This is a genomic window from Chengkuizengella axinellae, assembly GCF_030730905.1.
In the GTDB taxonomy this organism is placed as follows: Bacteria; Bacillota; Bacilli; order Paenibacillales; family KCTC-33759; genus Chengkuizengella; species Chengkuizengella axinellae.
This window is the reverse complement of the sequence record NZ_JAVAMP010000007.1, coordinates 39,180-53,533: the sequence shown is the minus strand read 5'-3', so window position 1 is coordinate 53,533 and position 14,354 is coordinate 39,180. Positions and strand designations below refer to the sequence as shown.

Here is a 14,354-nt window from a genome sequence, read left to right as displayed (position 1 = left end):
AACTGAATTAGCAACGTTTTCATGAGGCAAGAGGGTTTAAAGACAAAGATTTTGAGAGTTTTTTGAGAGGTGCTTTTATTATAATGGGTCTGAATTCTATTCATAATCAAATGTAAGTGCATGAACGGTTTGGAGATGTAGTCCATCCTGCTTGTCATTTTTGTATAAAGCTTGCTAAATTTACACTACAAGGCGAAGGAACCTTTTTTTCAATTTCATTGGATGTGATGGTTGGACCTCATTCATTTGTATTTAGAAGTGTGGGGGGGGGGGAGAAAAGGAGGCGATGTTCCTAAGTTACTTTTGAGGTGATTACATCATGAAATTTTAAAAGTAGGAAGTGTTTGGATGTGAATCCAAAGTATAACCGAGTTGGAAATGTATTTTGTGAGAAGAATGTACCGTATTGTGAAGGGAGAAAGAATAATTGAAAAATCCGTTTTATAAAATGATTTCCATATTATTAGTCATCATTTTATTTATTCAACCTGTAATTCAACAACAGATGCATGTAGCAGCAAATGGGGATGAGGGTGTAATCAATCAAGATTTTACAACACTATCTGACTTAGGCGAGGATATTGATATGGGGGAGATAGGAAAACCCTTAGGACAACAAGGTCTTGAGATAGATACAGGAAATGAACAACTCGATAATACCAGTAGAAACGAAAATGTATCGACATTATCCAATAACACAAATTTAATCGATTTAACGATAAGTGCTGGAAACATATCGTTTAATCCAAATCAAACGGAATATGTAGTAGAAGTGGATAACGGACTCGAATCCATTACAATTACACCAACAGCTGAACACGAAAATGCAATGATCAAAGTAGATGCAGATATAGTACCAAGTGGAAGTGAGATAAACCTTCCTTTAGAAGTAAATGGGGAGACCACAATCGAAATCAAAGTAATTGCAGAAGATGAAACAATAGAAAAAACATACACCATTAAAGTAACAAAAGCATCCACATTATCTGATAACTCAAATTTAAGTCAAATTATGATAAAAAAAGATGGCATAAGTCCAATAAGTCTATCCATCGAAGCGAACAAATTTGAACATGTTTTAGAAGTTGAAAATGTAATAGACACCATCACCATCAATCCAACAGCTGAACATGATAAAGCGAGTATAACAATGGAGATGGATGGAGATTTAGTGACTGAATCAGATTCGATGGATTTAGCTGTGGGTGAAAATATAATTGAAGTCAGAGTCACGGCGGAAGATGGGGAAGCTGAACTTACTTATGCGATTACAATTCTAAGGGCTCAACCACTACATGTTGAAGAGAGTTCGCCAAGCACTTTAATGATGGAACCAGCTAGTATCATTGCAGCAGATTCACTTATTAAAGATGATTTATTAGAAAAAGATATTAAATCTAGACTAGAACTACCCGAGGACCATGAGTTAAAAGAAGAAGACCTAGAAAAACTAACTGATTTATCTTTAATAGCTCCCTTTTATGGGAGTTATGAAGGTCTTGAATATGCTGTGAATTTAACAGAACTTAATTTACTTGCCCCATCCCCCTCAGGAGTTCCCAGTCTAGGGGAACTCACGCAATTAACATCCCTTATTATTGATAGTAGTATGGCTTTATATACCAACCGTATAGACGTTACAAATCTAGGTAGTCTGATCAATTTAACAAGACTTGTTATAAAAAAATCTGATATCACAGATATTAGAAGTTTAGAAAGTCTGACGAATTTAGTCTACCTAGATCTGTGGTTAAACAATATCACAGATATAACAAGTGTAGGCAATCTGACGAATTTAGAATACCTTGATTTAAGTGCTAATAACATCACAGATATTTCAAGCCTAAGTAATCTGACGAAATTAGGCTACCTTGATTTAGCTGTAAATAACATCACAGATATTACGAATTTGGAGAATGTCACCAATTTATACTTCCTAGATTTATTTAATAATAACGTCACAGATATTTCAAGTCTATATGGTCTCCAAAATTTATATGAACTTGATTTAGCTCATAATAATGTCACAGATATTTCAAGCATAATTTTAAAACCAAATTTAGAAATTCTTAATTTAAGCAATAATAAGATTACAAATATAGAATCCCTATATTTAAACGGGAGTTTACACACCCTTGATTTAAGCAATAATAAGATTACAGATATAGAACCTCTAGGTAATACCACTTTTAATGTGGGACTTTGGAGTTTACGCACCCTTGATTTAAGATATAATAACATTTCAGATATTTCGCCTTTAGTTCATAGTGATAGTCTCCAGAATTTAAAAACCATTTATTTGGATGGGAATCCACTGAATGATGAAGCAGAAGAAATTATTATAACTTTACGAGAAAGAGGAGCTCAAGTTCACTATTCTGGATTGCCATACTTAAGGGATATCATAGTAATTGGTGGGGACTTAAGTAGAGATTATTTTATTCCGCATATATTTGAATATGACCTACTAGTAACAAATGCAATAGAAACCGTAAGAGTTACACCAGAAGCAGTGCATGATCAAGTGACGATAAAGATAAATGGAAATATCGTAGAAAGTGGAAGTGAAATTGATATACGATTAGAAGGCTCTGTGTTTATAACGGTCACTGGCCTAGACGGAGCTGAAACAACATACACATTATATGTTCAGAGATTTACTAAAACGGTTCCATCAGCTCCAACCAAAGTTTCATCAATCGGAGGAAAAGGCGAGGTTAAGGTTCAATTTACAGCGCCTGATGACAATGGAGGAAGTGAAATCGACGTTTATAAGGTCATAGATACAGAGGGAAATGTGAAGGGAACAGGAGTCGAGAGTCCAATCACAGTTACGGGACTTAAAGATGGTACGAATTATACCTTTGCTGTGATCGCGAAGAATTACTATGGAGACAGTCCATCGTCCGACCAAGTCTCTGCCATCACTATACCAGGCACAACAGAGATTACAAAAGTAGCACCTGGAAATAAGCAAGTAAACCTACAGTGGGAAGAAGTAGAAGGAGCCACAACATATAAAATCTACCAAAGTACTGAGTCTGGTATTCAAGGTACATTAGTAGGAACAGTAGAAAGTCTATCCTATGATGTACTAAATTTAACAAACGGTACCGATTATTTCTTTGCAGTAGCATCGGTCAATGACAGCGGAGAAGGTGACTTGTCCAATCAAGAAAGTGCCGTCCCAATGACAGTGCCATCTGTACCAACGGAGATCGAAGCAATCGGTGGAAAAGGTGAAATAACCGTTAGTTTTACCCCACCAAACAATGGAGGAAGTGAAATTACGGAGTATGAGGTCATAGATGCAGATGAAAATGTGAAGGAGACAGGAAACGGGAGTCCAATTACGGTCACGGGACTAGAGGACGGAACGAATTATACCTTTACTGTGATCGCGAAAAATGCAGTAGGCAACAGTGAATCATCCAGCACGGTTACTGACATCACTATACCAGGAGCAACAGAGGTCACAATCGTATCTTCAGGTAATAAGCAAGTAATTTTAAGTTGGGAAGAAGTAAAAGGAGCCACAGCATATAACATCTATCAAAGTACTGAGTTTGGTATTCAAGGTAAATTAGTAGGAAGAGTAGAAAGTCTATCCTATGATGTACTAAATTTAACAAACGGTACCGATTATTTCTTTGCAGTAGCATCGGTCAATGACAGTGGAGAAGGTGAGTTGTCCAATCAAGAAAGTGCCGTCCCGATGACGGTGCCATTAGCTCCAACCAATGTGACAGCCACAGCAGGAGTAAACGGAAAAGCCACCGTTTCTTTTACAGCCCCAAACGATGATGGAGGCAGTGAAATTACAGGTTATGAGGTCTCAGCTTCGCCAGGGAATATCCAGGTGATTGGAACAGAGAGTCCAGTAACCATTACAGGTCTTTCGAATATTCAAACTTATATGTTTACAGTCAAAGCGATCAATAGCGTAGGTAAAGGTGAAGCTTCAGAGGAATCTAATGCAGTGAGTCCGCGGTCAACTTCTAATGGAGGAAGTAACAGCGGTGGAAGCAACAACGACAATACTGAGGATGAAACGGAAGAAGAAATCACTCCTGAGGAAGATATGACTGCAGGAGAAGATGTAACATTAAAGGAAACAACAGAAACCACGGATGAAACAGACAATCAGGAACCTAGTGAAATAGAAATCGAAACACAAATGAAAACCGAAAAAACAGAAGAAGGAAAGACGATTACGATGGTTACACCTGCTGCGGAAGTAATAGAAACAGAATTAAAACAGTCACAAGAAAATGACATTGTAATTCTGAAAGTAGAAACAGCATCAGATGTAGTTGTAGGACAGTTAAATGGCGAGATTGTAAAGAACATGGAGGAACAACAACTTGTATTAGAAATACAGACTGATCATGCTACGTATACACTTCCAGCTGCAGAGATAGATATTAATAAAATAGCAACACAATTTGGAAAAGATACAGAGGTTGAAAATATTCAAGTAGAAATTGAAATTTCTAAACCATCAGATGAAGTGCTAGAAATGGTAGAGAATGTAGCAGCTGAAGGGGAACTGAGCATTATCGTTCCACCCATTAAGTTTACTGTTAAAGCGAAAAGTGGAGATAAAACAATAGAAATAGATACATTCACTGGTTTCGTAGAAAGATTGATAGCTATTCCAAAGGGCGTAGATCCAAGTCTTATTACAACTGGAGTTGTAGTAGAACCAGACGGAACATATAGATCTGTGCCAACAGAGATCATTGAAATGGAAGGAAAATATTTTGCGAATATAAGTAGTACAACAAACAGTATCTATACGCTCATAAGCAATGAAGTTTCATTTAAAGACGTTCAAAGTCATTGGGCGAAGGAAGCAGTAAACGATATGGGTTCACGAATGATCATTAGTGGTGTTGGAAACAACATGTTCAAACCAGACGAAGAAATTACTCGTGCAGAATTCGCAGCGATCATCGTGAGGGGTCTTGGACTGAAACTAGAAAAAGGAGCAACCCCATTTACAGATGTGAAGTCCACAGCTTGGTATAACGATGTGATTCACACAGCATATTCTTATCAATTGATAAAAGGATATGAAGATGGAACCTTCCGACCAAATGAGAAGGTAACGCGAGAGCAGGCCATGGTGATCATCGCAAAAGCAATGGAACTTACCGAACTAAAAGAAAAGCTTCCGTCCAAAACAATAGAAGAACAACTTGGATCATATGAAGATGCGAATCAAGCTTCGGAATGGGCGAAAAAGAGTCTAGCTGATGTTCTTCAAGCCGGTATAATTACTGGAAAAAATGAATTGGAGCTTGCACCAAAAGTGAATATTACAAGAGCAGAGGTTGCCATTATGATTCAGAGACTTCTAGAAAAGTCTGGATTAATATAATCTAAATAGATGAAATGACTTCGGTATTGTGCCGGAGTTCATTTCATTTGAACCCTTTTTAAAATTCATTTGAAGTTATAATTTGCTTTTACTTTATGGAGACAACTAGATTTGATCGGGTTGTCTTTTTTTATTTCATTAAATAAAAGTTCAATGGACCAAAGCTAACCAACAACAAATATCACAATAAAGGGGCGCTTTGGAATTTAAATTTGTAGTTACTAGATTATACCATTCACTATGCAATGAAGCTTAAAAACTATAATATAGATATGAGAACAATATAGAATTTTAACGAGATGTTTATTATATATGTTATTAAAAAAATACTAGGATATTATGAGGTGGATCATGAAAGTTAAAGTAGGAGCTGTAATGCTGTTAATCTTAATAGCATTAACTATTTTCGGAGTAATGACTCTATTTGAATCTCCAACTAACCAAAGTACTCCTATGGCAGAAAATGGGGTATTAAACTTATCAGAATGGGATTTTGAAGAGGGCGGAAATATCCCCCTTGATGGAGAATGGGAGTTTTATCCTTATCAAGCGTTTGAGCCTATTGATTTTGAGGAAAGCAAGCAAGGTGAGTTGAAACCTTATATTGTTCCTGTCCCTGTGCAGTATTGGACCAGTTATGATCTTGATGGCGAAACCATGGATGCCATTGGGGTAGCAACCTATCGATTAAAAATCAACATGGAAGGAAAAAACCAGACTTTTGGGTTCAAAACGGATATATTACATGGAACTAAATTATTTGTGAATGGAGAATTAATAGGTGACAACCCTATATCTTCTCCTCGCATACCTTATGTTCGTTATGCAACAATGCATAGTGGTATCAATGAAATTATTTTGCAGGTGGAAAATAAAGCTTTTGCGCTTGGTGGTGGTATCTACATCTCCTTAAACTTCGGCACTCAAGAGGAAATTTCAAGCTTACGTGATTCCTTGGTGATGAATAATTGGATCACGATTAGTATCTTTTTAATTATGGGGCTTTACTTCATTGGACTGTATGGTCAATGGAACAAGGATAGTTTCTTGCTATTTTTCTCCATATATTGTTTAGCAATGGCAGTATATTACGCTGTGAATGGTGAAGGCGTATGGTTCATGGTCTTTCCTGATACTCCTATCTGGCTCATGCCGAGGCTTCGATATGTAAGCTTTATGGCTGCACATTTATCTTTAATATTATATATCTATACCTATTTTAAACACGTATCATCAAAAAGATTGGTTTGGGTTGTTGTTTCATTAGGTCTGGGTATTATCATCTACGAAATCTTGTTCCCAAGAAATATTCCTTCTTGGATGCTTATCACCACTTATGTTTACATGTTTTTTTCGATGGCCTATGGGACGTATGTCATGTGCGTAGCATTTTTGAAGAAAATGGAAGGTGCTGTATATTTGATTGTTGGGTCACTGACAATGAGTATACCTATGTTAAAACAGTATTTCTCTGTAACTGCAGGGGTTAAAAAATTTGTTTTATCATTTCCTTTGGAACCCTTCATTCTACTTTTAATGTTTGCTCTATTAATGTCTTTACGTTATTCAAATGCGTTTAAAAGAAATAAACAATTATCCGAAGAATTATTGAAAGTAGATGAAGTGAAAGATGAATTTTTAGCAAAAACGTCTCATGAGTTAAGAACTCCGCTGCACGGTATTATCAATATTTCTTCCTTTTTGCTTGAGGAAGAGAGAGGAAGTAAGTCAAAGAAATATAGTGAGAATCTTTCACTCATTCACGACACCTCACTTAAACTCTCTAATCTAGTCAATGATTTAATCGATGTTACTCGATTGAGAAATGGAGAATTTAGGTTGCAATCCACTACGGTGGATCTTAAAGTATCTGCTCAAATTGTACTGGATGTCCTTGCTTTTGAGGTGAAAGGGAAACCTATTCAGTTGATAAGTAAAATAGAAGATTCTGTCTTTGTAGTCGCAGATGAAAATAGACTGAGGCAGATTTTATATAATTTGATTCATAATGCGATCAAACATACAGAGCATGGGGAAATCATCATCTCTTCAAAACAAGTTAATGATATTGTGTATTTGTATGTCAAGGATACAGGGATTGGTATACCTGAAGACAAGAAAGATGAGATTTTTGGATATTTTGAGCAGTTGGATAAACTATCCCCTCAAAATGGCTATCAAAGCATGGGGTTAGGATTATATATTAGTAGGCAGTTAATTCATAAAATGAGTGGTGAAATCTGGGTAGATTGGTCTGAAGTGGGGCAAGGAACGAGAGTAGCTTTTACCTTGCCAAAAACGGAGTATTCGGAACAGAAAGCTAGTCAAGGTGAAGATACACATACATTCATTCAACCAGACATGCCTTCAACTTCTAACCTATCATCAGGGGAAGATTTTGATAGTATCCATACGTATGATAAAACCATTCTTGTCGTAGATGATGAATCAACAAACATTCATGTGTTGCTCAATCTATTATCTAAACAAGGATATAATGTTATCACAGCATTTTCTGCCAAGGAAGCGTTAAGAAAGATGGATAAATACCAAGACATAGATCTTGCCATATTGGATGTAATGATGCCAGTCATGTCCGGAATCGAGCTGTGTCAAGCCATTCGAGAAAAACATAACTTGTTAGAATTACCCATCTTATTTGCAACGGCAAAGGATCGACCAGAAGATATTGAATTAGGGTTTAAAGCAGGTGCGAATGACTATATTACCAAACCGTTTGATGGGAATACCATTTTAGCTAGAATTCAAACCCTGCTTTCGATGAAAAGTTCGATGGAAGATGCGTTTCATAATGAAATGGCCTTTTTACAAGCGCAAATAAAACCGCATTTTTTATACAATGCGATGACTAACATTATTTCCTTCTGTTACACAGATGGGGAAAAGGCAGCTTACTTGTTGGATATGTTAAGTCAATATTTACAAATTATATTTAATATCGATCACAAAATTACATCTGCGCCAATTGAAAGAGAATTAAATTTAATAGAGGCTTATGTTGAAATCGAAAAAGCAAGGTTTGATCGATTTGAATTCCAATATTTCATTGATGAAGGACTTGAAGATGAACGTATTCCGTCATTTTGTATTCAACCTTTTGTTGAGAATTCCATTCGACACGGGATTTTTCAAAAAGATGGGATGGGTGAGGTTAGTTTAACCATTCAGAATCTTCAAGAGTCTATTCGTGTAGTGATAGAAGATGATGGAGTTGGCATATCCCCTGAAATATTGAATCAGTTTGAAAATGAAAAATTAAAAAGCTCAGGTATAGGAATGACAAACATTAAAAAGAGACTGGATTCTATTAAAGGGGCTAATATTGATATACAATCAAAATTAAATCAAGGGACTAAGGTGACTTTAAATATACCTAAACAGATTAAAAAAATAACTCAACTCGCATAAGTTATGTTAATAAAGGAAATATAAAAAGTACTCATCTAAACTTTGTAGTATATAGAGAGATGAAAATTTTCGAGAGTTTTTTGAGAGGTTATTGTGTTAGAATATTTATGTGCATTTTAGCTTAACTATTACATGATTTCCTGTCGCTTTAAACTACCGAGCTTATTTAAGATCATGATATTATTTTTTTTGAAGGATGATTGGAAATGTTAAAAGTAATGATTGTTGAGGATGAGAAGCCGATATTGGAATTAATAGAAATGTTGATTAATAAGAATCAGCAGTTATCCATTATAGGGAGCTTTGTTAACCCGATCGAAGCTTTAAAAGAGTTTCCGTTATTAAAACCAGATGTTGTATTTCTTGATATTGAAATGCCGAAAATGACTGGATTACAGTTAGCTGAAAAAATGTTGGAAATAAATGAGAACATACAAATTGTTTTCTTAACTGCTTATCGACAGTATGCTTTAGACGCTTTTAAAGTTCATGCAGTTGACTATATAATGAAGCCAATTAGACCAAATTCGATCGATCGAATTACTGATCGTTTGATGAAAATACATGAATTATTGTCGTTTAAAACAGAATTAAAAGAAACTCATTTCGTATCTTTAAAGTGTCTTGGAACATTTGAAGTGAGAAATAATGATAATAAAACTCTTGTAAAGTGGCCAACAAAAAAAACAGAAGAGTTGTTTTCTTATCTCCTAATGCATCATGATCAAATAGTGACCAAGTGGAAGTTGATTGATCTGTTTTGGGCAGAATTGGAAGAAAGTCGGGCAATACAAAATTTATACAATACGATTTATAGAATAAAAAAAGTAGTTAAGGAAAACAATCTATTGATACAAATTGAAAAAACAACTGAAGGGTATTCATTAAAAAAAGATCAATCTATTATTTTTGATGTAGAAGTATTAAGGAAATACATTCAACAACATTTAAAGGTGACAAAGAGAAATGTGGACGAAAGTGAGGGGGTATTTTCCTTATATAAAGGAACATTGTTTGGTTCTAAAGACTGTTTATGGGGTTTGAATTACAGGGTCGAGATGACGGAGCATTATACTAAGTTAGCTAGAAATTTAGTACTGTATTACCTTGAAAATAATCAGACTGATCAAGCTGTAATAAAATTGAATCAGTATTTATCGATATACCCTTTAAATGAAGAGATGAATTTGCTGTTATTAAAACTGTATTCGACTTATTACGCTGAAACAAATCACTTAAATGATCATTATCAACATTTTAAAAAATTATTAAATGATGAGCTTGGTATTCAACCTCCTTTAGAAGCTCAAAAAATGATTAGGGGAATAGTATAATAATCGATAAATTTAACAATCAAAGTAAAAATTATTTAGAACAAATAGAACTCAACATTTAAAAGGTATTCTTACCAATGTTAAATTGGATTGAGTACCTTTTGCTTTTAAATAACTTTTTTCTAGAGAAAAAGAGATTCATCTGAAACTACGATCCTGCTTCTTAATATCGAGTCTCCTTTTATTTTTAAAATTTGTTATGTCCCAACTACTTTAACGTCGAAGGATTATACCCTCTATACTTTTTAAACTGTTTGCTAAAAAAATAAATATCCTCGTAACCAAGCGCACCTGCCACCTCTGTTACATTCATTCCTGTGTAATACAACAAATATTCTGCACGTTCAATTCTGGATTCAATCATATATTCGCGAACAGATTTTCCAATCAGCTCTTTAAATTTTAAAGAAAAATATCTTGGAGAGATTTGTGCTCTAGCTGCAAGTTCATCTAAAGAAAACCATTCACTGGGATGCTCATGAATATAGTTAGCCACTTCAAATATAGATTCCTTTAAATGATGTTGTTTTGTTTGAACGTCATGACTTGAAACTTGATCAGATCGAAATAAGTGAATCATGAGCTGCTTTAAAATAAGCTGTGCTTCATGAACTGTATATTCATCCTCATTCAACATGAGTCGTACATAGGAGGTAAGGATCGTCTGAAAATCCATTGTGTTTTTTATCATCCTATATCGAGCTGGGATTCGCTCAGGTTTTTGGTCTACTGAAAAATGGATATAGGTAATGGTTAACGGATTTTGTGGATCATGTACAGCACTTGTAAAATCACCAGGTCTAAACAAAAAACAAGACCCTTTTAATACTTCATGAGATTGATCGTTTACAATAACCTCACCTACTCCATCCCAAACATAAAAAAGATCATAGTGGGGGAGAGGGACATCACGTTTGATCCATTTCCACTCAGGTTCGCAAGTAATTTTTGCAAAATATCTAGTGACCTCAAATGCCTCAGTTTGAAGCTGTAACATTGTTCATTCCACCTTACATAATGAATTTAGTGATGTATTTAAATACAAATATTTATAATGAATTTACATTTAATATATAAAGATAATTAAGTATATTATATAACAAATACACGTGTAAAAATACAAATAAATGAGATGATTCAATGGAAAAAGAATATTTTTTTAAGCAAGCATTTACTCTGGAAAATCAACGCACAAAATTAGTCCCATTTTCTGATCAATACTACGATGGATTGTCTAAAATTATTTTTGAAACAGCAAACAGAAAATATGTAGTTGGTCAAATATTCAGTGAAGAAGATTTACGAAAATATATTAGATCTACTTTGAAGGAAAAAGTAAACCATCAATCCTATCCATTTATTATCATAGATAAACGAACGAATGAGATAGCAGGCTCAACTCGTTTTGGACATATTAATTTTGTTAATAAAAGATTGGAAATTGGATGGACTTGGATCGGTGAGAAATTTAGAGGAACGGGATTAAATCAGGCATGTAAATTTGAACTTTTACAATTTGCTTTTGAAGAAATGTGTTTTAGGAGAGTGCAATTCAGTGCAGATATTGACAATGTTCGTTCTCAAAAAGCGATTCAAAAATTAGGAGCAAAGAAGGAAGGCGTTTTTAGGGATAACTACATCAATGCTGTTGGAGAAAGCAGAGATGATGTTTATTTTAGCATTATTGCATCTGAATGGGAGGAAATAAAATATAATTATTTTTCAGAATTTTCGGAACATAATTGAACTTTAGAAAATATGAAATAAAGGGGAGGAATCAAAATGTATTTAAGTGGAACAAGTAAAAGTAATGAGCAGGGGCAATTAGAAATTGGTGGATGTAACGCAATAGTTTTAGCAGCACAATATGGAACACCTTTATATGTATATGATGAAAAGTCTATTCGAGAAAAGATCCATTCATATATCCATGCTTTTAAAAAACATGATGTCAAATTTGATATCGCTTATGCTAGCAAAGCTTTATGTAATATAGCTATTTGCCAAGTGATAAAAGAAGAGGGTTTAAGTTTGGATGTCGTTTCGGCTGGTGAGCTATACACTGCACTGAAAGCGGGTATTCCTGCTTCTCGTATCCATTTTCATGGAAACAACAAATCACCAGAAGAACTAGAGATGGCTCTTCAAGCCAAAGTGGGCAGTTACATTGTAGATAATTTTTATGAGCTCGATTTATTGAATACACTTGCTGAAAAATATCATCAAACCGTTTCTATCTTATTTCGGGTTTCACCTGGAGTCAAAGCACATACACATCAATATATGCAAACAGGACAGCAGGATTCAAAGTTTGGTTTTGATATCATCAGCGGTCAAGCTTTAGAAGCTGTAGAACTTTTGAATAGCAGATCCAATCTTCGTTTTTTAGGATTTCACTGTCATTTAGGCTCACAGATTTTTGAGAAGGAAGGATATCTTATTGCACTGCAAAGATTTTTTGATTTGATTGAGGAGAGCAAACAACAATTTGATATAGAGACTAGAGTGATTAACTTGGGCGGGGGATTCGGTATTCGTTACACAGAGGAGGATCATCCTTTAGGGACTGAAGAGTTTATTGATAGCATCGTAGAAGCTGTGAAGATAGAATGCAATGAACGAAAGCTAGATTCTTTGCCTGAAATTTGGATTGAACCTGGGAGAAGTATTGTTGGAGAAGCGGGTACTACACTGTATACCATCGGCTCTGAAAAAGAAATTCCAGATATTAAGAAGTACGTAGCCGTTGACGGTGGAATGACAGATAATCTTAGACCGGCGTTGTATCAAGGAAAATATAATGCTTTTATCGCAAATAGAGTTGAAGATGATCCTGTAGAGGTAGTTTCTATCGCTGGGAGATGCTGTGAAAGCGGAGATATGTTAATTCATGATATCAAGCTTCCAAAAGTGAAAGCAGGAGAAATCTTAGCAGTTACTTCAACAGGGGCTTACGGTTACTCCATGGCCAACAACTATAATCGTATACCTAGACCAGCTATGGTTTTTGTGAAAGATGGGAAATCAAAGTTAGTGTTGAAAAGAGAAACGTTGGATCAATTGATTCAGAATGATCTCGAACTTTGTTAATTTTTACTCATAAAAAAGGTACTCACCCAAGAATGGATGAGTACCTTTGATAATATATATTACTCCCAATTTTTAAGATAAGGATAAGGATCTATCGTATTCCAATTCGGTAATTTATAGATTCCAAAATGTAGATGATTTTCAAAATTTCCGGATGTTCCTACTGGACCGTATCCTGTACTTCCAACATATCCGATGATTTGACCTTTTTTGACTTCAGTGCCCATTTCCATGCCCTCGGCATAACCAGACATATGAGCATAGTAGAATACAGTTGAGTCATCTACTTGAACAGTGAGCCTCCAGCCACCGTACTCGTTCCAACCATAATTAATCACTTTTCCATCCAACGCACTGTAGATGGGCGTGCCTTTATCTGCCATTATATCTACTCCATCATGGCTCCGAGTCCCACTTCCACCAGTATTATAATCTCTACCATCTCCATAACTATTTACATAAGGTTCATATGTTCCTGCTTTAAGAGGAAACATACCGTCCGCAAAAATGTCTTGTTCACCTGGGGTTTCGATAGGGTTGCTTGGATTTGAGCTTGAACCTGGAATTTGAATAGATTGACCTATCATTAAATTGTTTGGGTTAGATAGTTGTGGGTTGGCATTAATTAAATCTTGTATGCTGATCCCTAACTTTTGAGATATAATCCACAGTGTATCGTTTGCTTGAACTATGTAATTGCCGCTGCTATTATTCGTATTTGGAAGATAAATTACTTGTCCGATTCTTAGATTGTTAGGGTTAGAAAGCTGAGGATTTGCGTCGATCAAGGCTTGTATACTAATGTCTAATTTCTGTGAGATAATCCACAACGTATCATTTGCTTGAACGACATATTGATCACTATCTTTTGAAACTACTAACGTTTGCCCTGGGTATATCTCATCTGATGTTAGGTTGTTTAAGTCCTTTAGTTCATTCACTGTAAGAGAGTAACGGTCTGCTATTTTCCATAAAACGTCTCCAGAATTTACAGTGTAAGTAGTTGCTGCCCACGAAGTACTAACCATGGAAGCGCTTAATGTAAGTCCTAATAGAATAGAAGTTATTTTTTTTCTCATGATGTCATCCCCTTGATGTTATTAAATCTATCATATCGT

The 14,354-nt window shown here is 35.2% G+C and carries 7 protein-coding genes; 5 read left to right on the top strand and 2 right to left on the bottom strand.

Going from position 1 to position 14,354, the window contains the following annotated elements; all coding sequences use genetic code 11:
- Positions 1 to 427 precede the first annotated feature (427 nt).
- The 3 genes from Q5Y73_RS14350 (at position 428) to Q5Y73_RS14340 (ending at position 10,146) form a co-directional block, all read left to right on the top strand.
- Positions 428 to 5,383, top strand: coding sequence for a fibronectin type III domain-containing protein (locus Q5Y73_RS14350; protein ID WP_305992607.1), 4,956 nt, complete (start codon positions 428 to 430; stop codon positions 5,381 to 5,383).
- A 351-nt stretch (positions 5,384 to 5,734) separates the two neighbouring features.
- Entirely contained in the window at positions 5,735 to 8,812 is a 3,078-nt protein-coding gene (locus Q5Y73_RS14345) for a hybrid sensor histidine kinase/response regulator (RefSeq protein WP_305992606.1), read from the top strand.
- Positions 8,813 to 9,018: 206 nt separating this feature from the next.
- Entirely contained in the window at positions 9,019 to 10,146 is a 1,128-nt protein-coding gene (locus Q5Y73_RS14340) for a response regulator (RefSeq protein WP_305992605.1), read from the top strand.
- A 208-nt stretch (positions 10,147 to 10,354) separates the two neighbouring features.
- Here the strand turns inward: Q5Y73_RS14340 and Q5Y73_RS14335 are convergent, their stop codons facing one another.
- Entirely contained in the window at positions 10,355 to 11,143 is a 789-nt protein-coding gene (locus Q5Y73_RS14335; RefSeq protein ID WP_305992604.1) for a helix-turn-helix domain-containing protein, read from the bottom strand.
- Positions 11,144 to 11,286: 143 nt separating this feature from the next.
- On the opposite strand from Q5Y73_RS14335, the gene Q5Y73_RS14330 reads away from it, so the two are divergent.
- Together Q5Y73_RS14330 and lysA are read left to right on the top strand one after the other, a co-directional pair.
- Positions 11,287 to 11,892, top strand: a complete 606-nt coding sequence (locus tag Q5Y73_RS14330; RefSeq protein ID WP_305992603.1) for a GNAT family N-acetyltransferase — start codon at positions 11,287 to 11,289, stop codon at positions 11,890 to 11,892.
- A 36-nt stretch (positions 11,893 to 11,928) separates the two neighbouring features.
- The gene (gene lysA, locus Q5Y73_RS14325; protein ID WP_305992602.1) at positions 11,929 to 13,236 is read left to right on the top strand and encodes a diaminopimelate decarboxylase; all 1,308 of its coding nucleotides are present in this window, start codon (positions 11,929 to 11,931) and stop codon (positions 13,234 to 13,236) included.
- A gap of 59 nt (positions 13,237 to 13,295) precedes the next feature.
- Here the strand turns inward: lysA and Q5Y73_RS14320 are convergent, their stop codons facing one another.
- Positions 13,296 to 14,315 (bottom strand): LysM peptidoglycan-binding domain-containing protein, encoded by a 1,020-nt coding sequence (locus tag Q5Y73_RS14320; protein ID WP_305992601.1) that lies wholly within the window; start codon positions 14,313 to 14,315, stop codon positions 13,296 to 13,298.
- Positions 14,316 to 14,354 lie beyond the last annotated feature (39 nt).

Coding starts and splice junctions, on each gene's coding strand:
- lysA (WP_305992602.1), top strand. CDS start 11,929: ATGTATTTAAGTGGAACAAGTAAAAGTAATGAGCAGGGGCAATTAGAA.
- Q5Y73_RS14345 (WP_305992606.1), top strand. CDS start 5,735: ATGAAAGTTAAAGTAGGAGCTGTAATGCTGTTAATCTTAATAGCATTA.
- Q5Y73_RS14340 (WP_305992605.1), top strand. CDS start 9,019: ATGTTAAAAGTAATGATTGTTGAGGATGAGAAGCCGATATTGGAATTA.
- Q5Y73_RS14320 (WP_305992601.1), bottom strand. CDS start 14,315: ATGAGAAAAAAAATAACTTCTATTCTATTAGGACTTACATTAAGCGCT.
- Q5Y73_RS14335 (WP_305992604.1), bottom strand. CDS start 11,143: ATGTTACAGCTTCAAACTGAGGCATTTGAGGTCACTAGATATTTTGCA.
- Q5Y73_RS14330 (WP_305992603.1), top strand. CDS start 11,287: ATGGAAAAAGAATATTTTTTTAAGCAAGCATTTACTCTGGAAAATCAA.